The organism is Parafrankia colletiae (genome assembly GCF_001854655.1).
GTDB classification, from domain to species: Bacteria; Actinomycetota; Actinomycetes; order Frankiales; family Frankiaceae; genus Parafrankia; species Parafrankia colletiae.
Genome location: NZ_MBLM01000117.1, coordinates 22848 through 45971, shown reverse-complemented (window position 1 = coordinate 45971; position 23124 = coordinate 22848). Strand labels below are relative to the sequence as shown.

The window sequence follows — 23124 nt, the reverse complement described above, 5'->3', positions numbered from 1 at the left end:
CCCGGGGCCCGGGGCAGGTCAGTCCGCCAGCCCGGCCAGCAGCTTCTCGGCGCGGTGGGCGAACAGGTGGGCCTCGCGCTCGAGTGACAGCGTGCGAGCCCGTTCGGCGGCGGCCCGAACGACCGCGGCCGGCTCCCCACGGGCCGCCATCAGCCGCGCCCGCAACAGGAGTATCAGGCCCTCGGGGTAGCRCTGGCCGTGGGTGTCGAGGGACGAGTCGGCCCGGTCGAGGGCGGCGGCGGCCTCGGCGGGCATGCCGGCCGCCAGCCACATCTCGGCGAGCAGTCCGTACCAGGTGGCCAGGCCCGACCGGGGCGGGTCGAGCAGGGTCGCGGCGATGATCCCCTGGGCGGCCGCCGCCGAGCCGACCGGGTCCTCGCCGGTCACGGCCCGCGCCCAGCACCGGGCCAGCCGCGGGTAGCTGCCGAGGAAGACGAAGGTGTGCTCCGGGTCGACCGCGATTCCCCGCTGCGCCGCGCGGAGCGCCCCGGCCGGGTCGTCGGCAAGCGCCGCTGCCGTGACCGCGAAGGCGGCCCAGACCGTGACCTCGTAGGAGTCGTCGCCCGCGGCGGCTTCCAGGCCGTCGAGCTGTGCCTGCGCGCCGTCCACGTCACCGTGCAGCGCGGTCATCAGCGCGAGCATCACAGGCGAGAGGAGCTGCAGGTCGTGCCGGAGCGGGTCCTCCTCGCGCTGGGCGAGGTCGTCGCGCATGGTCGAGTTCGACTGGCTCAGGTAGCGGAACGACTCGCCGATGTTGCCGACATCCCACTGGTGGATGCCCCAGGCGTGCCGGCCGTAGGCGCGCACCACCGGGTCGGTGGACGCCTCGCCCAGCTCGAGCAGCCGGCGCGCCAGCCGGCCGCTGCGGTCGAGCTGGATGCCCTGGGAGTGTGCGGCCCAGCGGGAGAAGAGGAAGTCGGCGGCCGCCCGATCCCGGCCGAGGCTGCGCGCCACCTGCTCGGCGCGCTCCAGCAGGTCGGCCGCCGAGCCGACGTACCCGGACCGCATGCCGACGACGGCGGTGAGCTGCGACAGGGCGGAAAGCTCCAGCTCCGCCAGGCCCGCTGTCCGCGCGACCTGCGCGGCCGCCTCCAGTTGCCGGGCGGCGGCCTCGAACGCGGACTTGCCCGCCGCGCGGCGCCCGGCGCGTTCCAGCGCACCCGCACTGCGGGCCGGGTCCGTGAGCGGGCCGGCGGCCCACAGATGGTGGGCGAGGCGTTCGACGACTGACTCGCCGTCCGCGTTGGAGCGCTCCAGTGCGTCAGCGACACGCAGGTGGAGCCGGGTCACGCGGGGCGGCGGCGTCGTCCGAACGACCGACTCACGGACGAGGTCGTGCGCGAAACGGAACGAGAACGGGTCGCCGGGCCGGGGCTCGAGCAGGCCGAGCGCCTCCAGCGGCTCAAGGCGATCGATGCAGGTCCGGACGTCGAGGTCGGCTGCGCAGGCGAGCAGGCCGAGGTCGACGTCCCGGCCGATCAGCGCGGCGATCTGCAGCAGGCCCCGGGCGTCGTCGTCGAGGCCGGCCATCCGGTCGCGGACGACATCCCGCACGGTGGACGGCACACCGGCTCGCGCCGCGGCGTCCTCGGTCAGAACGCCGCCGTCGGCGAGAAAGCGGGACAGCTCCCGGACGAAGAAGGGGTTGCCCGCGGTGCGGGCGTGAATGCTGTGCACCACGCCGAAGCCGGGGACCTGACCGGTCTCGCGGCGGACGAGTTCGGCGACCTCGGCCGGATCGAGAGGGCCGAGCCGGATCCGGCGGTGACGGGGCAGCCGGCTCGCCGTGGCGAGCATCCGCGCCAGTTCCGACCCGGCCACGGACCCGCGGTCGCGGAGCGCGCCGATGATCACCGTTCCGACCGGCAGCCGGGCCGCCAGGTGACCGAACATCTGCAACGAGGCGGCGTCGGCCCACTGGAGGTCGTCGACGACGAGTACCACCGGCCGCCGCGTCGAGACCTGACCGACGAGCGCGACCACCCCTTCGAACAGGCGGAACTGGGCGCCGCTGTCCGGCAGGACCGGCCCGGCGAGGACGCCGCCACGCGGCTCCACCAGTCGGCCGAGCTCGCCGGCGTGCCACTCCTCCCGTGCCGCTGCCGGCAGGCCGGCGAGGACGGCGCCGACAGCCTCCACCCACGGCCACATGGACGGCGTCCCGTCGCCCTCGAGGCAGCGGCCCCAGACCACCAGCGCGCCGCGCCGGTCCGCCTCGGTACCGGCCTCCTCCAGCAGGCAGGTCTTGCCCGCCCCCGGTTCGCCCTCGACGAGGATGAGGCCTGTGCCGGCGGCGAACGCGGAGTTCACCGCGCGGCGCAGGACCGCGAGCTCCTCGGCTCGACCGATCAGACCGTCGGTGGGGGGAGTCCCGAGGGCAGGTGTGCGTGGCTGTGCGCAGGGCGCCTCCTCCTCGGCTCGGCCGATGAGCACGGGCAGCGCCGCCGGCCTGGCAGGCCCGGCCGACCCGGCCGGCGAGCCCTCCTCCGCACCGATCGTCGCCGTCCCCGCCGGCCCCGCTGCGGATGCCGGAGGCTGGCCCAGGACCCGCAGGTGCGCGGCTCGCAACGCGGGTCCGGGATCGATGCCGAGCTCGTCGGCGAGCCGGGCGCGGACCGTACCGAACACCGACAGCGCGTCCGCCTGCTGGCCGGCGGCGGCAAGAGTGAAGACGAGGCTCGCCTGCACCGCCTCATGGAGCGGTGCCATCCAGGCGGCCAGGCGCAGGGGTTGGAGCACGCGCTCGGGCCTGCCCCGCGTCACCGCGAGCTCGGCCGCGGTCACGCACGCGTCGAGGAACTCGTCGTTCAGGGCGGCGAAGATCGAGATCGTGGTCGATCCGTGCGCCAGCCCGTCACCCGCCGGGCCGTGCCAGAGCTCCAGTGCCTGTACATAGCAGTCGAGCGCCTCATCGACGCGCTGCCGGGTCAGGCAGGCCTCGGCCGCCTGGACGAGCTCCCGGAAGGTGACGACGTCCAGCATGCCGGGAGCGGCCGCGAACAGGTAACCGCTGCCGCGGCGCTGCAGGTACGTGCCGGTTCCGCGAGCAGGCAGCGTCGGCTCCAGCAGCCGCCGCAGCGCGCCCACGTACTTCTGGAGGATGTTGCGCGCCGAGGCCGGGACGTCGTCGTCCCAGATCAGATCGATCAGCTCGCGCGTGCTTGTCGGCCGGYCGGCGCGGGCGAGGAGCAGAGCGAGCAGGTAGGCCTGTTGCCGGGGCCCGGAATCCAGCTCGAYGCCGCCCCGCCACAGCCGCAGCGGGYCGAGGATCTGGAGGCGCAGATGTCCGCCGGAGGGCTGCCGTTCGTAGCTGCCGGCACGGACAGGAGGCAATGACCCGGCCACGCCTGGTTCCCACTCCCGATGTGATGAGGACGGATTACCGGTTGCCTGGCGCCCGCCTCCCTCGCACCGTGTGCAGCGCGGTCTGACGGGCGGCGCCGAGGGCCGATCAGTCGGTCTGTGCGCCGGCCGGCTCGGGGCGGAGATCAGCTGTTGGCGGGGGCAGGTCCGCACCCTCGCGCAGGCCGTGGCGGGCGTGGAAACGCCGCATCGGCGCCGGGGCCCACCAGTTCAGGTTCCCGAGCAGGCGCATCGTGGCCGGAACGAGCAGCGCCCGCACGATCGTCGCGTCCACCAGCACGGCGATGATCATTGCCACTCCGATCAGCTTGATGAAGGTGATCCCGGAGATCGAGAACAGTCCGATCACGACCAGGATGAGCACCGCGGCGCTGGTGATGATCCGGCCGCTGCGCTGCAGCCCGACCGCGACCGCTGTGGCGTTGTCGCCGGTCCGGTCATACACCTCGCGAATCCGGGACATCAGGAACACCTCGTAGTCCGTCGAAAGGCCGAACACGATCGCGAGCACGAGGATCGGCTGGGTCGCCTCCAGTGTCCCGGTGGGGGTGAAGTTCAGCAGGCCGGAGAGATGGCCGTCCTGGAAGATCAGGACCAGCGCGCCGAAGGAGGCGCCGAGTGACAGCACGTTCATCGCGATCGCCTTGATCGGCAGCACGACCGAACCGAAGGCGAGGAACAGCAGGACGAACGTCGCGCCGACGATGATCAGCGCCATCCAGGGCAGCAGGTCGGCGGTGGTGCCGAGCTGGTCGGCCAGCTCCGCGGTGAAACCGCCCACCAGCACCTCGCCGCCGGGCGGTGCCGGGATGTCCCGGACCCGGGTCACCAGCTCCCGCGCCTGCGCCGAGATCGGGTCGCCCTCGTAGCTGATGGTGACCCGGGCGACGTCGCCGGCCTGGCTGGTGACGTCGGCGCCGGTCACCCGGCCGATGTCGCGGACCGCGGCGACGTACCGCTCCAGACCGGCCCCGCCGGACGTCGTTACGATCGCCTCGATCGGCAGCTGGCTGTTCCGGACGAAGTCCCGGTCGACGATCTCGGAGACCACCCGGCTCTCGGTGCCCGCCGGAAGCACTCTGGGGTCGACACCGCCGAACTCGACGCGCAGGAACGGCGAGCCGGCCAGCAGCAGGACCGCGAGCACCCCGACCACGTAGATCACCGGTCGCCGCATGATGCTGTGCGCGAGGCGGTACCAGAACCCGTGGTCGGCCCCGTCCGTCCCGTCCGTCCCGTCCGTCGTGGGAACCGCGGGTCGTGGCCCGCGGCGCGACCGCCGCAGGGAGAGCGCATCCACCCGGTGGCCCAGGACGCCGAGCAGGGCGGGCAGCACGGTCAGCGCTGCCGCCATGGCGATCACGACCGCGGACAGGCCGCCGAAACCCATCGAGCGCAGGAAGGTCATCGGGAAGATCAGCAACGCGGACAGCGAGACCGCGACGGTGACGCCGGAGACCGCGACGGTGTGGCCGGCGGTCGCCATCGTGCGGGCGATCGCGTCCTCGACGCCCAGCCCGCGGGCGATCTCCTCCCGGAACCGCCCGGTCATGAACAGGCCGTAGTCGATCGCCAGGCCGAGCCCGAGGATCGTCACCACGTTGATCGAGAAGACCGAGACGTCGGTCAGGTAGCTCAGCCCCCGCAGCGCGGTGAAGGCGCCGAGGATGGCCAGGCCACCGAGCACGAGCGGCAGGCTCGCCGCGGCCACGCCACCGAAGACGACCACCAGCAGGACGAGTAGCACCGGTACGGAGAGCGTCTCGGCGCGGGCGATGTCCGACGCCACCCGCTCGCCGATGTCACGGCTGACCGCTGTGATGCCGCCGAGCTTCGTGTCGAGGCCTGGGGCGGCCAGGTCGTCGTCGATCTCCTTCAGYGCCTCGACGCGCTCGGGCTCGTCACCGGCCATGGTGAGGACGGCGTAGGTGGAGCGCCGGTCCTCGCTGACCAGGGCGGGGCTGTTCGTAACCCAGTAGGTGATCGCCCTGGTCACGACGTCCTTCGGGAGCGCATCCAGGGTTTCGGTCACGGCCTGCCGGAACGCCGGGTCGTCGACCGTCCCGTCCGGGCTGCGGTAGAGCACGACCAGGTCGTTGCCTGTCCGGCCGAGTGCCTCCTCGGCGCGGTCGAGTGCCCGGGCGCTCTCGCTGGCCGGGTCGTCGAACCCGCCCGTGGTCAGCGAGCCGAAGACCTGCGTACCCCAGATGCCGCCGAAGGCGACGAAGGCCACGGCCAGGCCGATGACCTGCCACCGGCGGCGGAACATCGCCCGCCCCAGTCGCTCGAACATCACGGCCCTCCTGGGCATTCTGCGCGACTCGTGATCGCGGGACGGGTCGGAAACCTCTTTGCGCGGGCCAGCGCCAGCGCCAGCGCCACCGGTGCCGGTGCCGGTGCCGGTGATCGGAAATCGGTGATGGCAGGAACGAACGGTAGATCGGTTCTCTTGATGGCAAGTGGACACTTTGTGGATCCGCCGTCGCTCCGGACGGCCCGCCGGGCTTCGTGCTGCGGGCTCCGGGTCCGGGTCCGGCCCGTCGACAGCCCGGCGACGCAAAGCCGACACATCCGTCCATACCTGCTTGTTACTGGCCAGCATCGGACCGTGCGTGGACCTGAGGCACGACCCGGGCGCCTGGACGAACTCGGGCCGGCAGGGTTCGAGGAGTGGCACCGGGGGTTTGTCGCCAGGCGAGGCCGGGCCGATCCCGCCTGGCGGCCGGCGGAGCTTCCCGTGCCGCTCGCGCGGAGCCTGGCCCGGTTCCAGCTCGGCGAGGGCAGCGACGGGGCGGGACTCATCGGGGCCGCCACGGCTGCCGGCGACGGCGACTACCTGGCGGCGGCACGCCTGTTCGTCGCCGAGGAACAGGACCACGCCCGGCTGCTCGGCCGACTGCTCGCGGTCGCGGGCCGACCGACTGTGGCCGCACACTGGAGCGACTCGGTCTTCCGGTTACTGCGCCGCCGGGCCGGCGTCTCCCGCGAGCTGATGGTGCTGATGGTCGCCGAGGTGTGTGCCCTGCGGTACTACCGTGCGGTCCGCGACGGCGCCGCCGACCCGCTGGCCCGCGAGGTCGCCGCGCGCGTGCTCGCCGACGAGGAACAGCACGTCCCGTTCCACGTCCAGCGGCTACGCGTGGATCTCGCGGCGCGGCCCGCCGCGGTGCGAGCCGGGCTCGCCGCCGCCTGGTGGATGCTGTTCCTGCCGGCGGCCGCCGCGGTGGCCGCCGACCACGGCGCTGCGCTGCGGCTGCTCGATGTCCGCCCGACCCGGTTCCTCGCGGATGCCATCGCGCTGTTCCGCCCGGTCGTGGCGGCTGTTCTCGGGCCCGCCGCTGGCCGTCCCGGGGGCGCGTGAGGCCACGGGAACGGCGATGACTGGCTGGGCGGTCTGAGCCCCCCACCGACGGTGGCGAGCCGGTCAGCCGGCGGGGGTCGATTCCGGAGCCGGCGGTTGGTCCTGGCGCCGCGCCTCCGGTACCGGCGCCGCCGTGGTGCTGACCGCCTCCTCGTGGTCCTTCCGTCCTGGGCCCTGGGCCACGACGGTTGGAGTCGCCGGGCCCGCGTCCGTGTCCGTGTCCGCGTCCGTGTCCGCGGGCCCGGCGCTCGTGGGCGCGGCGGTTGCGGCGGGCGCGGCGGTCGCGGGCGCGGCGGCGTCGGCTGGATGCGGGCGCATGAGGTAGGCGACGAGCAGGCTGGCGACGACGCCGACGGCGCCCGCGACGGCGAAGGTCAGCTGCACGCCGCCCACCGCCGCGGCGTGCACCGCTGCGTCCAGGGCCTCGCGGGCCGGGGGCGGGCTGCCCTGCAGGACCTGCGGGGCGCCGCCGCCGGCCACGGCGTGGGCGACCTGCGCGGGCTGGGGGACGTCCCGACCGGCGAGGATGTCGTGCGCCCGGGCGGCGAAGACGTTGCCGAGCACGGCGATGCCGATGGCGTAGCCGAGCTGGCGGGCGGTGTTGACCGCGCCCGCGGCCATGCCGCCGCGCTGCGGCGGCACGAAGGACATGGACACCGAGCCGAGGATCGGGATGACCAGACCCACGCCGAGGCCGATCACCGCGAAGCCGGGCAGCACCGCTCCCCAGCGCGCCGAGCCGTGCACCAGGGCGGCGACGAGCAGCGCGCCGAGGCCGACGAGCAGCAGGCCCGCGGAGATCACCCGGTCGGGCCGCCGCTCGTGCAGCATCCGGCCGAGGCCGGCGGAGACGGCGAAGGCGGCGGCTGACAGCGGGAGGCCGGTGAGGCCGGCGGCGAGCGGGCCCATGCCGAGGACGGACTGCATCCAGATCGAGGTGTAGGTGAACGCGGCGAAGGCGGCGAAGGTCATCAGCAGGCCGGTGAGCAGCACGGCGACGAACCTCCGGTCACGCAGCAGGGTCAGATCGAACAGCGGCTCCCGGATCCGCGTCTCCACACCCACGAAGGCGGCCAGCAGCACCGCGGAGGCCGCCAGCAGCACCCAGACCCCGAGGTCGGACCAGCCGTCCTCGTTCGCGCGGATCAGGGCATAGGTCACGCCGCCCGCAGCCCCGGTGAAGGTCACGATGCCGCCGAGGTCGACCCGGACCCGCCGCGGCGGGTGCGCGTCCCGCAGCACCAGCAGGCACAACGCGATCCCGGCGACGCTCACCGGCAGGTTCACGAAGAAGATCCAGCGCCAGGAGACGCCTTCGGTGAGCAGCCCGCCGAGGATCGGCCCGACCGCGCTGGACGCCCCTGACACCGCCCCCCACACGCCGTACGCGGTGCCGCGGTCCCGCCCCGCGTACGAGCTGTTGAGGAGGGCGAACGTGGTGGCGAACATGGCCGCGGCACCAACCCCCTGCACGGCCCGGGCCGCGATCAGCATCTCCGGGTTCGGCGCCAGGCCGCACAGCAGTGACGAGACGGCGAACAGCAGCAGCCCGGCGACGTACATCCGCCGGTGCCCGACGATGTCGGCGATCGAACCGACGCCCAGCAGCAGCGCGGCCAGGGCAAGGGCGTAGGCGTCGATCACCCACTGCAGTGCGGTGAGGGACGCCCCCAGGTCGACGACCAGGTCCGGCAGGGCGACGTTCACGATCGTGACGTCGACCAGGAGCATGAAGGTGCCGAGACAGACCGTCAGCAGCGGCAACCATTTGCGCATAGCGGTACCTGTGTCCCTGGTCGGTGGATCGGCGGATCGGGCCGGTTCACGGTCTCGCTTCTGAGATCAGAAGTCCAACAGCTGGTTCTGCTGAGATCTATAATCAGAGGTTATGGAGCTGCGTCAGCTGGAGTACTTCGTCGCGGTCGCCGAGGAGCGCAGCTTCACCCGGGCGGCGGAGCGGGTACGGATCAGCCAGTCCGGCGTCAGCGCGCAGATCCGCCAGCTGGAACGTGAGCTCGGCGCCGAGCTCCTCGACCGCTCAGGGCGGGCCATCACCCTCACCGCCGCTGGCCGGGTCGCCCTCGACCACGCCCGTGTCACGCTCGCGTCCGCCGGCGCGGTGAGCCGGTCGGTCGGCGAGGTGACGGGCCTGCTCCAGGGGCGCGTCACCCTCGGCATGGTCAGCGGGTGCACGCTGGAGCCGCTGTTCGACGCGCTCGCAGCCTTCCACCAGGCGCGGCCGGCAGTGGAGATCCACCTGCAGGAGGGCCGCTCCGACCGTCTCGTGGAACAGGTGCGCGACGGTGCCGTCGACGTGGCGCTGGTCGGGATGGCCGCCGCAGCGCCCCTCCCGGACGGGCTCGACTCCTGCGTCGTCCTCCGTGACCGGCTCGTCGCGGCGGTCGCCCCCGGGCACCCGCTGGCGGGCCGGGCGGAACGCGCCCCGTTGCGGGAGGTGTGCGCCCACCCGCTGGTCTGTATGCCCGCCGGCACCGGGCTGCGTGCCATGGTCGACCAGGCCTGCGCCGCCCAGAACCTCCAGCCCACGATCACCCTGGAGGTGAGCACCGCGGGCGCCCTGGCCGCGCTGGCTGTTCGCGGCGTCGCAGTGGCGATCATGGTCGGGTCGATGGTCGAGTCGCATCACGACCGACTCACCGCGGTGGCGATCACGGATGTACAGGCCCCGGCCCTGCTGTCCCTCGTCTGGCGCGCCGGGCGCAACCCCGCGGCCTCGGAGCTGGTCGATCGTTGCCGGCACGCCTTCGCCGGCGGCCGCACGCTCCGGTGAAGGTGCGAACCCTCTCCGGCGAGATCGCGATCGCCGGCACGCTCTGCTGGGCCCTGCCGGCCCCCGCGCCGCTCACGGAGCAGCCCGGGTGCTTCCCGCACCTGGTGACACCAGTGTCGGAAACTGGCCCCCAGCCATCGCCCGGATGCCCCGACCAACAGCACTATCGTCGGGCCGGAACGGCGTCCAGACACGGAGAACCTGCCTGGCGCATGCCGGCAGCTGACCGCGGGACGTCCGCACCCACCCCGGCGCACGGATGGCTGCCCGCCGCACCGGCCCACTGCGCTCAGACGTCCTTCAGAGACGCCGCCAGGCCGTTGACCAGCTGTTCTCTGACACCCAGGAAAGGCCTGCGGTGCGTCGTCGGTGGCGGGCGAACGGGCGCGGTCGGCGGGGCCCGTCTGGTGCACCACTRGTGGACGTCGGCCTCGCGCAGAGATCCACCGTGTCCAACGGCCGGATATCCCGCGTCTGGAGAAATCCCAACGCAATGATCATGGTGTTCGTGGGCTCGGTCGACGGGCAGAAGAGGCCGTCCTCTGGCATGAATGTCACCTTGGCCGACCGCCGACCGCCGACCGCCGACCGCCGACCGCCGACCGTCGAGCCCCGAACCCCGGGTCCTGGGACGCCGGGTCCCGGTCGGCCTACCAGGTGCTGTTGACCAGGCCGGTGCCGAGGTAGACCTGGTCGAAGAGGTTGCCGTCGTTGTCGTCGGTGTAGGCGATCACGAGCTGGCCCCACGGGTTGACCCCGAGCGCCGGCTCGTCCTGGCGCCCGGTGGCGGTGGTGTGCACCCGCAGCCGGGGCAGCCGCCCGGTGGTCGTGCCGTCCGGGTTGAGGCCCTGGGCGTGGACGTCGGTGTCCTGCGCCCAGGCGACGACCGCGCCGCGCTGGTCATCGATACCGGTCTGTGGGTCCGTGCCGGGGAGGATGACCTCGGGGCCCGCCGCGTTCGCCGCGCTGAACGAGCGGGCACCGACCTGCGCGCTGCCGTTCTGGTTGGTCTCCCAGGCCACGACCTGGTCACCGTTGAGGTTCGTCGCGACCGACGGGTGGACCTGGTTGCCGCCGGTCGTCACGTTGGCGACGGCCTGGGCCACCCGCACCCCGCCCGACGGGGTGAGGATCTTGCGGCCGACGTTGAAGGAGCCGTTGGCGTCGCCGTCCTCGTCCCAGACGACGACGGCGTTGCCGGCGCCGTCCACCGCCACGTCGGGGCGGTGATGGGTACCGCCCGTCGCGTGCACCTGGGCCTCGTAGGTCTTGGRCGTCATCGACGCGAAGCCGGACACCCGCACCGTCGGCGCCGCGGTGCCCTGGACGTCCTCGAACGCGACCGCGAAGCCGGGTCCGTCGGGGTCGGCGGCGACGTGGGCGTTCAGCTGCTGGCCGTCGGCGTTCGCGTTCGCCTGCGCGGAGCCGGTGACGGTCCCGGCGGTGTTCACCGCGCGCACCGCGATGTTGTAGTAGCCGTTGCCGTCGGGGTCCTCGGCCCAGATGACGACCGCGGTGCCGTCCTCGTGCAGGGCGACGTCCGGCTGGACGTGCCGCCAGTTGCCGCTCCCGCCCGCCGACAGCTTCTTCTCGAACAGGGACGTCCCGTCGCGGTAGAGCCGCAGGAAGACCTCGGTGTGCACGGTGTTCTCAGGGGCGGTGGCGTCCCTGTCGTCCTCCCAGACGACGGCGGTGTAGCCGTTGCGGGTGGCGGAGACCTCCGCGTTGTCCTGGTCGCCGGTGGCTACCGAGTTGGCGACCGTCCAGGTGACGTCGGCGGTCGTGGTGCCGTCCGCCGAGGCCGGGGCGGCGAGCGCGCTGACCAGGGCGGCCATGCCCGTGGCCCCGACCACCGCCACGCGGGTGACGCGCCGACGGCGGGYCTGCTGGTTCTGGTTCGGATTCTGGTTCCTGGTCACGTCTGGCCTCCGACTCACGCCGTCTGCAGGCCGGGGTTGCCGGCCTCGATCACATAGCTGCGCGCCGTGCTGACTGCGGCGCCGCGCACGGTGACCTGGTTGAGGGCGCGGAAGTCCACCGCCATCTGGGTGGGAGTGGTGACGGTGCGGACATAGCCGCGCCGGTTCCAGTTGAACTTCACGTGCGGGTTGAGGCTGGAAAGCCCTGTCCCGGCGCTGGTGCCGTCCCCGCCGGAGGTGATCGAGGTGGTCACCAGCTCGGTGCCGATCACCTGGTTCTGGGTCGTGTAGTCGTCCATGATGTCGGCGGCCCACGACTGGTGGACGTCGCCGGTGAGCACCACCGTGCTCGTGTTGCCGCGGGCCTGCCAGCCCTGCTGGATGCGACCGCGGTTGGCGGTGTAACCGTCCCAGGCGTCCATGCTCTTCGAGCCGTCGGCGGCGGCGAGGCGCTGTGCGAAGAACACCTGCTGGCCGAGGATGTCCCACGTGCCGAGATGCTGGCCCAGGCCGTCGAGCAGCCACGCCTCCTGGGCGGCGCCGGTCAGTGTGCGCGCYGGGTCGTCGGCGGCGGGGCAGAGTTTCGTCCCGTCGCCGCAGGCCTGGTCGTTGCGGTACTGGCGGGTGTCGAGCATGTGGAAGGTGGCCAGGCTGCCCCAGCGCAGCCGCCGGTACAGCGCCAGGTTCTGGTTGACGGGAATCTGTGCCGAGCGCAGCGGCATGTGCTCGTAGTACGCCTTGTAGGCGGCGGCGCGCCGGGCGGTGAAGTCACCGGCGGGGCTGGCGTCGTTGCGGACGAGGTTCGCGTAGTTGTTCTCGACCTCGTGGTCGTCCCACACCGTCACCCACGGCGCGGCGGCGTGCGCGGCCTGCAGGTCGACGTCGGTCTTGTACAGCGCGTGCCGCACCCGGTAGTTCGCCAGAGAGCTGATCTCGGCGCTGGGCACGTGGGAGCGCACGCCGGAGCCGGCGCCGCCCTCGTAGATGTAGTCGCCGAGGTGCAGGATCAGGTCCGGGTTCTCCTCGGCCATCCGCCGGTAGGCGGTGAAGTAGCCGGCCTCGTAGTGCGAGCAGGAGGCGAACAGCATCGTCAGTGCCGGGCTGGTGCCGACGGCCGGCGCGGTGCGGGCCCGGCCCACCGGGGAGATCTGCCCGCTGGCGCGGAAGCGGTACCAGTACTCCCGGTTCGGGGCCAGGCCGCCGACCTCGACGTGGACGCTGTGCGCCCAGGCCGCCACCGCGCTCACCGAGCCGCTGGCGGCGAGCTGGGTGAAGTACTGGTCGTTCGCCACCTGCCACTCCACGGTGACCGGCGTGCTGGACATGCCGCCGAGGCCGTCCGCACTGAGCGGGCTGGGCGCGAGACGGGTCCACAGGACGAAACCGTCCGCGGTGGGCTCACCGGAGGCGACACCCAGGGTGAAGGGATAGGACGCGGCGCGGGCCACGGACACGCYGGCCACCGCCGTCCCCACCCCGGCTATCCCGCCCAGCAGGACGTGCCGTCGGTTCAGTCGGGTCATGGGTGGTTCCTACGGCCTGGCGCGGAAGCCGGAAGCGCCCTCGGGTGACTGTTCATGGATCGTTCCCCACGYGGATCACCAGTGCCGGCAACCGGGTACTGGTGGCAACGCCGGGTTCACCCCGCCTTCTTCGGGTTCTGTGTGAAAACGCAGGTCCGGCGCTTTTCGAAGTTTCGCCGGCTCGATGTAGTCGCCGGTGTGCGGAGTGCTGTGCCGGCTTTCGCCTGAGTGCGTGAGCGGGTGAGCTAAGTGATTTGCCTGGGTTGTCGGGCGTCGCTATGCTCCGGACCGTGTCGGGCCAGGTTCTCGTGTTACGTGCGAGGCATCGCGCCCAGCGGGACAGGCCGACGCTTCGCGCCGTCTGGYGTCGCACCGGCGGCTGGTGGCACATCCCGTTCCTGGTCCTGCTCGCCGCCGGTCTCGCGGTGCGCCTGGTGGCGGTTGCCGGGTACCGGCCGGCCCTCTGGTTCAACGACAGTTACGACTACCTGGGCGTGGCCCTGCGGCCCGAGCCGTATGTCGTCCGGCCCTCCGGCTACAGCTTCTTTCTACGGCTGCTGCTGCCGTTCCACAGCTTCGAGCTGGTGGTGATCGTGCAGCATCTCGTCGGGCTCGCGGTCGGAGTCGCGATCTACGTCCTGCTGCTGCGCCTGGGCACCCCGGCCTGGCTCGCCGCCGCCGGCGCCGCCCCGCAGCTGCTCGACGCGTACCAGGTCGCGCTCGAACACATGATTCTTTCCGAGACGCTCTTCACCGCGTTGATGGTCGGTGCCGTTGTCTGTCTGCTCTGGAACCGGCGGGTCGGCGTTCTCGGGGCGCTCGGTGCCGGCCTGTTCCTGAGCGCCGCATCGGTGACCAGATCCGTGGGCCTGCCGCTGGCGGCCGTGGCCGCGCTCTGGCTGCTGGTGCGATGGCCCGGCTGGCGGCCGGCGGGCGTCTTCGCGGCCGCCCTGGCGCTGCCGCTCGCGGCCTACTGCGGCTGGCATCAGGCCGAGCACGGAACGTTCGCGGTCTCCGGTAGCACCGGAGTCTTCCTGTACTCCCGGACGGCGACGTTCGCGGACTGCTCGGTCCTCAACCCGCCGGAGCGGCTGCGAGTACTGTGCCCGGCCGAGCCGCCGGGCGAGCGGCAGGTCCCGTCCAACTACATCTGGCACGGCGACACGCCGCTGTTCGACATTCCCGGCTACACGTTCAGCCCGGAGAAGGAGGCACTGGCCCGGGAGTTCGCGGTCCTCACGATCACCCGGCAGCCGGGCGACTACCTGCGCACGGTCGCCCACGACTTTCGCCGGACGTTCCAGTCCCGCCTCAGCGATTACCCGAGCCGGATGGTGGCCGAGCGCTACTCCTTCGCCGGGTCCATGGTTCCCATCACGGGCAAGGCCACCGAGGCCGCCGACCTGCGTGCCTACGAGCGGGGAGAGTTCATCACCACGGCGCACGACCCGGCGGCCGGCTGGCTGGTCTCCTACCAGCGGAACGTGCGCGTCCCCGCGCCGGCCATCGGGCTGCTGCTGGCGGCGGCGCTGGCCGGTGCGCTGCTTTCCCTCCGCGACCGGGCGTTGCGCGCGCCCCTGCTGCTGCTGGCCGTGGTCGCCCTGCTGGCACTGCTCCTGCCGCCGGCCACCGCCGGCTTCGACTACCGGTATGTGCCGCCGGCTTTCCCGTTCCTCGGGGCCGCCGTCGCCCTCGTCGTGACCGGCGCGCTCCGCCTCGGCCGTCGGCTGGGTCGCAGCTGGTCGGGTCGGTCTCAGCCGGGACCGCTGGATCCCGAACCCGTCGCCGTTACCGTCCCGGGCCCGGCCGTTACGCCCGCGGCGGGATCCGCGGGTTCGAGCGCCTCCAGCCAGCGCTCCACCACCTCCAGGGTCTCCTGATGCCCCAGGGACAACCCCAGCGCGCTTTCCATGACCAGGACGCGCGAGATACTCGACATCAGCACCGTCGCGACCAGCGGCGGGAGCGTGGCGGGATCGACGCCGCGGGCCGCCAGCACGGTGGCGAGGGCGGCCCGCTCCGCCTCGCGGAACCGCTCCGCGTAGGCGGCGATCTCCGCCCGGATGGTCTTGCGGTGATTGGCGAGGGCCATGAACTCGACCATCATCGCCGTTCCGCGCGGGTCGATGTCGATGGCCCACAGCGCCCGCAGGCAGCGCGGTGAGCTCAGCGCGCGCTGCAGGCGGGCCAGGTTCGTCTCGGCGCCGCGGCGGAAGACGGSGAGGAAAAGGTCGTCCATCGAGCGGAAGTAGTAGTGCACGAGGGCCGGTTTGATGGACGCCCGGGAGGCCACCCGGCGTGAGCTGACCGCCGCGTACCCCTCTTCCAGCATGATCTGCGCGGTGGCGTCGAGGAGCGCCGCGCGGGTCTTCGAGTCCTCCCCGCCGAGACGGCGGGCCGGGGCCGTGCCGGTGGCGCTGGCCTCCCCGGTTCCCGGAGGCGAGGAGCTCGGCACCCGCACAGCATAGTCGCGGGACGGTCACGCGCCGCGTGGAAGCCGTCCGGCCGGTGCGTGGCTCCGTTACCCTGACGAGATGGCCGTACCTGCTCATCTGACCGAGAGACCGGCAGAAACGGTCAGGGTCGGCCTGGTGGACATGCGCCGCGGCGGCACCGCGCTCGGCGGCAGCTACCTGCACGAGGGTGCGGGAATGGTCACCGGGTGGCACTCCCACAACCTGCACCAGATCGAGTACGCCATGGCCGGCGTGGTCGAGGTGGAGACGGCGAGCGCCCACTACCTGCTCCCGCCCCAGCAGGCCGCGTGGATCCCCGCCGGCCTCGAGCACCAGGCCACGCTCAACCCCGGGGCCCGCACGATCGCCGTGCTGTTCGACCCCGGCATCATCCCCCGTTCGGACGCCCGAGCCCGCATCCTGGCGGTGCCGCCACTGATCCGGGAAATGATGATCTACGCGGTGCGCTGGCCGATCGCGCGGCCCGGCGGCGACCCGGTCTCCAACGGCTTCTTCCGGACGCTCGGCCACCTGGTCGCCGAGGCACTGGAGCACGAGGCCCCGCTGAGCCTGCCGACCTCGTCCGACCCGGTGGTGGCGGCGGCGATCGCCTACACCCAGGCRCATCTCGACGCCGTCTCGGTCGGGGAGGTCGGCCGGGCGGTCGGGGTCTCCGAGCGGACGTTGCGCCGCCAGTTCCAGACCACGCTGGGCATGTCCTGGCGGGAGTACCTCCTGCAGGCACGGCTGCTGCGTGCCATGGCGCTGCTCGCCAACCCGGCGATGTCGGTGCTGGAGGTCTCCACCACGGTGGGTTTCGAGAACCCGAGCGCGTTCGCGCGGGCGTTCGCCCAGCACTGCGGTGAGAAGCCGTCCGCGTACCGGCGCCGGACCGGCGGTGCCGCCGCTCAGTCCGAGCCGGACCTGCCGTCTCCACGCCGGCCGGGTACGAGGACGTCCTGACCGAACCGGGCCGGTCACGTCATGCCGGGTGCCGGGTGTCGGGTGTCGGGTGCGGCGCTGCGCGACCGGGGAGGCCGAAGGGGGTCATACCGGCCCGCCCGGTGGTCACTGGGCACGGCGGCGGGGTAGGCAGGTCTGCATGCGCACCACTGGAAGCAGATCCGGCCCCTTTCTCCTGGCCGCCGTGACGTCACTCGCAGTGCTGCTCACCGGATGCGGCGGAGAGGGCGAGGCTGACCAGGCCGTCGAGCCCGCCCCGGTCACCGCGGGGGTGAGCGCGCCGTCCCGGCCGGCCGCGGGCGGCCCGGCGACCACGGCGGTGACTGGCATGAGCGACGGCCCGCCCGCCTGCGCGGCGTCCGGCCTCACCGCGGCCGTGGCGGATCTCGAAGGCGCGGCGGGCCACGTGTACGGGCACCTCGTACTCACCAACAACGGCTCGACGTCCTGCATGATCACCGGGTACCCCGGTGTCTCGGTCGTGGACGACGCGGGTCGGCAGATCGGGGCACCGGCCGACCGGACCGGGCCGGCGGGTGAACCCGTGACGCTGGCACCGGGTGGCCGGGCGACCGCGACGCTGGCCATCACGCAGCCCGGGCTGCTGCCGGGGTGCGAGAGCACCGATCAGACGGTGCGTGGGACAAGCCTTCGGGTCTACCCGCCAGACGACCGGGCCAGTGTGCTGGCGCCGGTGGCCGACGGAGTGCAGACCTGCCGCGACCCAGCGGTCCACCAGCTGACCGTGACCACCTTCTCGGCTGCCTGACCCGGGCGGCGGCCGACCGGCGCGCGGAGCCTCCCGCGCGTGCGGGCGAGTGGGGCGAGTGGCGCCGGCCGGGCGAGTGCCCCGGCGGGGCGGAAACGGGCCGCCGGGTCGCCGGGGCCGGGGACCGGGGTTACGTTTCCGGACGGCGTCCAGCCCGCGCAGCAGCTCCGAGCCGGCGGTGRCTCCGCACCGTCGGTGGCCTCGGGGCAGGAAGCGAGCGTCAGCCGATGGACCGGATCCGCCCCCTCAACGCCTTCGACACCGCCCTGCTCGACTACCAGCTTCTGCACGCCGACGTGCCGATCAACGTCAACTGCCTGCTCGTCGGGACGGGCCCGGCACCCGGTATCGAGGCGCTGCGGGCCTGGGTGTCCGAGCGGCTGCTCCGGTTCCCACTGCTCACCGAGCGGCTGGTCTGCCTGCCCGGACGCCGGGCCCGGTACGGGTGGCGCGCGGATCCCRACGTCGACCTCGGCCACCTCGTTCGGGAGCACCCGCCCGCCGGCGTCCCCAGCGGGGGCGATGGCGCCGGCGAGCCGGGTTTCGCCGGCACGGAGCTGCGTGACTTCGTGGAGCGCCGCAGCGGCGCGGTCGTCCCCGTTGCCGGGCCCCCCTGGCAGCTGTGGCTGCTGCGTTCCGCGGACGACACCGCGTTCGCCCTGCTGTACCGGGCGAGCCACATCCAGCAGGACGGCACCGCCAAGAACCTGGTGCTGTCGGCGCTGTTCGGGGTCGGCTCCGACCCGACGGCGTTCGTGCCGCCGCAGCGCCGGGAGCCGGGGCGGGCCCGGTCGCGGGAGGTCGGTGCGGCCGTCGCGCGCTCACTGCAGTGGCTGGCTCCCACCACCAGGTCGGCGTCGTTCACCGCCCCCTGGCTCGGGCGGACCACCCACAGCTGGGCCACGACCTCCCTGGCCCGGCTGCGGGCCATCGGCGCCCCGGTCGGCGGCACGGTCAACGACGTCTTCCTCGCCGGGCTGGCCGGGGCGCTGCGGCGCTGGGGGGGAACCGGCCAGGCCACGGAGGGCCTGCCGGTGGCGATGGCGGTCAGCACCCGCCAGCCGGGGGAGCGTGCCATGCTCGCGAACTTCGTGGCCGGGGCGCGGATCATCCTGCCCTGCGCCGAGCCGCTGCCCCTCGATCGGCTGCTGGCCGTCCGGGATCGCACCGACCGGCTCAAGCAGGGCGGCACCCTCGGGGTGGGGGAGCGGCTGCTGTTCGAGCTGCTGCCCGCCCGGATCCGCCCCCGCCTGTTCGGCGCCGGGCTGAGCGGGCGGTCGTCCGCGCTGTCGGTGTCCAACCAGGCTGGTGCACCGGGCCCGCTGGCCGTCGCCGGTCAGCCGATCACCGCGGCGGTACCGATCCCGACGTTGTTCCCGGGGCAGCGGCTGGCCTGCCATCTCAGCGGCCTCGGCGACACCGTCAGCGTCGGCACGGCGGCGGACGCCGGGCTGCCCGGGTCCAGAGATCTCGCCGGTCTGTGGGAGGCGGAGGTCAACCTGCTGGAGGAGGCCGTCCGCGCGCTGCTGGGCGGCAACGGGCAGTGGGGTGGCCGGCGTGGCCGCCGCGGGTAAGGCGACGGCTGCGAGCAGGACGGTGGTCGCGAGCAGGACGGTGGTTGCGGCGGCTGTCCTCGCGGTCGCGGCCTGCCTCACCCCGGCGTCGGCAAGTGCGGATGGACCCACCCGGCCCGGTCGGGTGGGTGCCGGCGCGGGAGTGGGCCCCGGGGAGCATCTGATCCGGCTGCGCCACGCTGGGGTCGACCGCCACGCCGTCGTGCATCTGCCGGCCGCGGCGGCCCTGGCGGGCAGCTCGCTGCCGGCGCTGTTCCACTTCCCGGGCATGTTCGAGACGCCGGAGATCGCGAACGCCTCCGCCGGGCTGGCGGCGTTCGCGGACCGTGCGGGTTACCTCCTGGTGATCCCCGAGCATGAGGGGATCGGCTGGCAGGGCGTACCCGGTGGGCAGGACGCGCCGTCCGTTGACGACCCCGGTTTCGTCCGTGCGCTGACCGATCTGGTGGTCGCCCGGTACGGCGCCGACCCGTCCCGGCTGTACGCCTCGGGCATGAGCAACGGCGGCCTGTTCACCCAGGGCCTCGCCTGCCGGTACCCGGACCGTTTCGCCGCGTTCGCGACCGTCGCCGGGTCGGCCCCCGGCGTCGGCTGCCCGTCCCGGCCGCCGGTGCCGGTGCCGGTGCCGATGCTGGTCATCCACGGCCGCGAGGACAAGGTGATCAACTACGGGCAGGCGGAGGCCGGTGCCCGCGGCTGGGCGGACGCCGCCGGCTGCGCGCAGACCACCCTGGACACCCCGCTGCCGGACCGCGACCGGGCCGACGGCACCACCGTCGTGCGCCACGAGTTCACCGGATGCCCGCCGGGCACCCCCGTCATCCTCGACGAGATCGTCGGCGGTGGCCATCTCTGGCCCGGCGGGGACCCGCTTCTCCCCGGGCAGATCCTCGGGCGCGGAAACGGCGATCTCGACGCGAACGAGGCGATCTGGGCCTTTGTGTCGCGCTTCCGGCTGCATCCCTGACGGAGGCGGCCTGGTCGCGGACAGATCGCGCATACGCTTCGAACGGAGGCCGTATCCCGACGAGAGGAATGTCATCGGCGATGGCAGTCGTGGGAATCACCGGGCACCGCGTCCTGTCACCCACCATCACGGAGTACACGACCGCCGAGACGCTGCGGCTGCTACGCCGGCACCCGTCCGGTGACCTGGTCGGGGTGAGCTGCCTCGCCGAAGGCACCGACAGCACCTTCGCCGACCTGATCCTCACCATCGGCGGCAGCCTCGTCGCCGTCGTCCCCGCACGGAACTACCGGGATTTCCTGCCGGCCGAGCACCGGCCGGAGTACGACCGCCTGCGGGGCGCCGCGATCCGGGTGCGGACCCTGGAGCTGGCCGAGGTCGACCTGGAGGCGCTGATGGCCGCCAGCCGGGCGATGGTCGACGAGTCGGACGAGCTGATCGCGGTCTGGGACGGCCGCCCCGCGCGCGACTACGCCGGCACCGGCGACGTCGTCGCCTACGCACGAAGCAGGAACAAGCCGGTCCACGTGGTGTGGCCGCAGGGCGCCGTGCGCGACTGACCGCCCGGTCGAGCAGTCACCCGTTCGGTGATCGCCCGGGTCAGCGAGGGGCCAGCGGCACCACACTGATCTGTACCGGCGTGAGGCCGCTGGTGGGGCCGGGCGCCGGAGGCGGCGGGTTCGGGGCCGCGGGGGTGACCGCCGCGCCGGCCGGGCCGGTGCCGGCGGCCGCGGCCGGTGGTGGTGGGGCTGGCGGAGCGGGCTGGGCCACTGCAGCCGCACCCGGCACCGGTCGAGCGTCAGGTGCCGGGCGGACCGCATGCTGAGGAACCCGTGCCGGCCTGGGGCGCGGCGCCTGCGGGCCCGGCGCGACCTCCGCCGCGGCGGCCACCCGCGGCGGGGCCTGCGGGAGCTGCGCGGGGAGAGCCGGCTCTGTTGCTTCCGTGGCGCCCGTGGGGGGCATGCTCGCGGAGCTGCCCGGTGCGACGGCGGTGCCGGCACCGGGGACCTCCGCCTCCTCCGCCGCGGGGCGCGGCGTGGCGCCGCGCCGGGGGCGCTCCGGAAGCGGCGGGGCGGGGCGGTCGGCCGCGGCCGGCTCGGGCAGCACCGCCGTGGTGCGTGCCGCGGCGGTGGCGGTGATCGGGCCGGCCGAGGGGCCGGCGACGGCGGCGACCGCGACCGCTGTGACCGCACAGAGCGCGGCGGCCGAGACCGGGCGCCACCGCGCGGCCGGCCTCGGCCGCCGCCCGTCCACCAGGGCAGGCTCTGCTGCGCGTGCGGGCTCCGCAGTGCGTGCGGGCTCCGCTGCGAGTGCGGCCTTCGTCGTGCGGACGGCCTCTGCCGTGCGGACGGACCTGAACGGCCAGCCGGGCCGCGGCGGGGCCGGCCGGGCGATGCCCGCCGCGAGTGCCCGGGGCTGTTCCGCCGGCGCTGCGACGTCGGGGAGCCAGGGTGCTCCCGCCACCGCGGCCCGCATCGCCGTGCGGGCCCGGCCGTGCGGCAGCGCGTCGAGGACCGCCGCGGTGGTCCGGTCGACCGCCGGGGAGCCGCGGCGTCGGGTGCCCGCCACTGCCGCGCTGCGCCGCGGCCAGCCGGGCGGGGCCAGCTGCCCTGTACTGGCGAAGGCGACCACACGGGCCCAGGCGGTGCCCGCCGGATCCGCCGCGGCCTTCCCGTCGGGCGGCCTGGACGTGAGACCAAGGGAGACCACACGCGGCCCGGCGAGTGACAGGACGATCTCCTCGGCCGCCGGGGCCGACTGCACACCCGCCCGGATGTCGGCGCCGGCCGGCGAGGCCAGCAGGTCGAGCAGGGTGACGGCGACCCGGTTCAGCTCGGTGGAGGACAGCGGCCCGCGCTCGGCAACCTCCTGGGCCAGCGTCGGGCCGTCGACGTACTCGGTGACCAGGTACGGAAGGCCGTCGCCGACGCTGCCGTCGCCGATGACTCCGACGTCCAGGACAGCACAGAGGGCGGGGTGGGCAGCGGCGGCAGCGTGCTCGGCGACCGCGGTGAACCGTGCCCGCAGCCGCTTCTTGGCCTGCTCCCGGGCGGCGGGCTCGGGCCAGGTGCCCTGGACCGTGGCCGGGTCAGGCAGATGGAGCGCGACCCAGGCGCCGCCGACGGCGCGGCTGAGGAGCACGGGCCCCGCCGGGCCCTGCGCGATCCGGCCGAGCACGCGGTAGGGCCCGACCGAGGTCGGGTCGCTCGCGAGTGGCGGCTGGGCATGCCAGGGCAGGCCGGTCGTCATACCGGCGCTTCACGGGTGACGCGGGGCTGACCGAGGGTGCTCACCCGGTCGAAGGTAGTCGTTCGGGTCGTTTCCGTGAAGCCCGGATCGTCCCCGTCCGGTACGGCTGGTCCCGCCGGTGTGGTCCTGACCCGCGCGCGGGCGGGTGTTCACGTGCCGTCGCGGTAGGTCCGTTCGATGCCGTCGAGAAGCCAGGTCAGCGCCTGTTCGAACCGCTCCGCGGCGAACGGGGCGTCGTCGGCCAGCATCTGGGCGAGGTGGGGGAACACCCCGCTGTCGAGGAGCCCGCGCAGCGCCGGGTCGGCGTCGATGCGGCGGCGCAGTCCGCACATCGGCTGCGGGACGTCGGCGCCGAGTGCCTTCGCGGCCAGCTCCTGCGTCGCGCACCCGATGACGAGGTCGTCCACCGCGTGGATGATCGTCCGTTGGGCCGCCGTGTCGCTGGTGATCCCCGAGGCCGCGGCGAGTACCTGCTCGATGTGGCGCAGTTTGTTCGGACCGAGCGCGGGGCGCAGGCCGAGGGCGAGCACCCAGGGGTGGCTCAGCAGGCACTCACGCGTCCGCCGGGCGATGCGGGTGAGACCAGTGCGCCAGTCGGGGCCGAGGTCGGTGACGAGATGTTCGGCGAACAGCGCGTCCCGCATCAGCGCGAGCAGCGCGTCCTTGTCCTGGACATGGGTGTACAGCGTCATGGTGCCGACCCCGAGCGCTGCCGCGACGCGGCGCATCGAGACCGCCTCCAGCCCTTCGGCGTCGGCGATCCCCAGGCCGGCGGCCACGATCCGGTCGGAGGTGAGGGAGGAGCGGGGCGTGGCCTGCCGCTCGCGGGCCCGGGTCGGCGGTCTGGGCGCCGCGCCCTGCCCGCTGTCCGTGCGAACCGGGTCGCCGAAGGCGGGAACCGGGTCGCCGAAGGCGTCTGGCTCGGCGCGGGCCGCGTCGAGCTCGCCGCCGACCAGACCGGGCGGCTCTCCGGCCGCGCCGGATGGGCGCTCGACGTCGGCCGGAACGGTGCCTGTGGTGCTCATCTCACCCGCCAGGGACATCGTCTTTGTGGGGCGTCAATCGTACGGCGTACGCTCGACCGGCTGGTTGCCCGTACAGCGTACGAAGCGTACGCGGACAGGGCGGGCGGTGCGGCGGGGCCGAGCTTCGGACCGCCGCAGCGACGACAGGCGTGGGCTGTGGGAG

The 23124-nt window shown here is 73.7% G+C and carries 15 protein-coding genes; 7 read left to right on the top strand and 8 right to left on the bottom strand.

Annotation, left to right across the window (positions count from 1 at the left end; genetic code table 11):
- Window positions 1-18 precede the first annotated feature (18 nt).
- Complete coding sequence (locus CC117_RS15995) at window positions 19-3345, bottom strand: ATP-binding protein (protein ID WP_084132209.1); 3327 nt, start codon at window positions 3343-3345, stop codon at window positions 19-21.
- A 106-nt stretch (window positions 3346-3451) separates the two neighbouring features.
- Window positions 3452-5656: an MMPL family transporter gene (locus CC117_RS15990; protein WP_071084925.1), complete on the bottom strand. Its 2205-nt coding sequence runs from the start codon at window positions 5654-5656 to the stop codon at window positions 3452-3454.
- Window positions 5657-6100: 444 nt separating this feature from the next.
- Here CC117_RS15990 and CC117_RS15985 point away from each other — a divergent pair, with 444 nt between their 5' ends.
- On the top strand, window positions 6101-6724 hold the full coding sequence (locus tag CC117_RS15985) for a ferritin-like domain-containing protein (RefSeq protein WP_198541874.1): 624 nt from the start codon (window positions 6101-6103) through the stop codon (window positions 6722-6724).
- Between the two features lie 63 nt (window positions 6725-6787).
- Here the strand turns inward: CC117_RS15985 and CC117_RS15980 are convergent, their stop codons facing one another.
- Window positions 6788-8500, bottom strand: a complete 1713-nt coding sequence (locus tag CC117_RS15980) for an MFS transporter (RefSeq protein WP_084132207.1) — start codon at window positions 8498-8500, stop codon at window positions 6788-6790.
- Window positions 8501-8612: 112 nt separating this feature from the next.
- Between CC117_RS15980 and CC117_RS15975 the strand changes: the two genes are divergently transcribed.
- Window positions 8613-9515, top strand: a complete 903-nt coding sequence (locus CC117_RS15975; protein WP_071084923.1) for a LysR family transcriptional regulator — start codon at window positions 8613-8615, stop codon at window positions 9513-9515.
- A 650-nt stretch (window positions 9516-10165) separates the two neighbouring features.
- Here CC117_RS15975 and CC117_RS15970 read toward each other — a convergent pair.
- From CC117_RS15970 to CC117_RS15960, 3 genes are all read right to left on the bottom strand, one after another.
- Window positions 10166-11350 (bottom strand): hypothetical protein, encoded by a 1185-nt coding sequence (locus tag CC117_RS15970; protein ID WP_071085019.1) that lies wholly within the window; start codon window positions 11348-11350, stop codon window positions 10166-10168.
- Between the two features lie 98 nt (window positions 11351-11448).
- The gene (locus CC117_RS15965) at window positions 11449-12957 is read right to left on the bottom strand and encodes an alkaline phosphatase D family protein (RefSeq protein WP_071084921.1); all 1509 of its coding nucleotides are present in this window, start codon (window positions 12955-12957) and stop codon (window positions 11449-11451) included.
- 1753 nt (window positions 12958-14710) lie between these two features.
- Window positions 14711-15412, bottom strand: coding sequence for a TetR/AcrR family transcriptional regulator (locus CC117_RS15960; protein WP_241830144.1), 702 nt, complete (start codon window positions 15410-15412; stop codon window positions 14711-14713).
- A 142-nt stretch (window positions 15413-15554) separates the two neighbouring features.
- On the opposite strand from CC117_RS15960, the gene CC117_RS15955 reads away from it, so the two are divergent.
- From CC117_RS15955 to CC117_RS15935, 5 genes are all read left to right on the top strand, one after another.
- A complete protein-coding gene (locus CC117_RS15955) occupies window positions 15555-16376 on the top strand; it encodes a helix-turn-helix transcriptional regulator (RefSeq protein WP_084132232.1) in 822 nt (273 codons plus the stop codon).
- A 139-nt stretch (window positions 16377-16515) separates the two neighbouring features.
- Window positions 16516-17145 (top strand): DUF4232 domain-containing protein, encoded by a 630-nt coding sequence (locus CC117_RS15950; protein WP_071084915.1) that lies wholly within the window; start codon window positions 16516-16518, stop codon window positions 17143-17145.
- 227 nt (window positions 17146-17372) lie between these two features.
- Complete coding sequence (locus tag CC117_RS15945) at window positions 17373-18719, top strand: wax ester/triacylglycerol synthase domain-containing protein (RefSeq protein ID WP_071084913.1); 1347 nt, start codon at window positions 17373-17375, stop codon at window positions 18717-18719.
- Window positions 18703-19686 (top strand): alpha/beta hydrolase family esterase, encoded by a 984-nt coding sequence (locus tag CC117_RS15940; RefSeq protein ID WP_241830143.1) that lies wholly within the window; start codon window positions 18703-18705, stop codon window positions 19684-19686. The genes CC117_RS15945 and CC117_RS15940 overlap by 17 nt, the downstream gene beginning before the upstream one ends.
- An 80-nt stretch (window positions 19687-19766) precedes the next feature.
- A complete protein-coding gene (locus CC117_RS15935; protein ID WP_071084912.1) occupies window positions 19767-20246 on the top strand; it encodes a hypothetical protein in 480 nt (159 codons plus the stop codon).
- 40 nt (window positions 20247-20286) lie between these two features.
- On the opposite strand, the gene CC117_RS15930 is transcribed toward CC117_RS15935, so the two are convergent.
- On the bottom strand, window positions 20287-21936 hold the full coding sequence (locus tag CC117_RS15930) for a protein kinase family protein (RefSeq protein WP_071084910.1): 1650 nt from the start codon (window positions 21934-21936) through the stop codon (window positions 20287-20289).
- A 149-nt stretch (window positions 21937-22085) separates the two neighbouring features.
- Complete coding sequence (locus CC117_RS15925; protein WP_071085015.1) at window positions 22086-22961, bottom strand: TetR/AcrR family transcriptional regulator; 876 nt, start codon at window positions 22959-22961, stop codon at window positions 22086-22088.
- Between the last annotated feature and the right edge of the window lie 163 nt (window positions 22962-23124).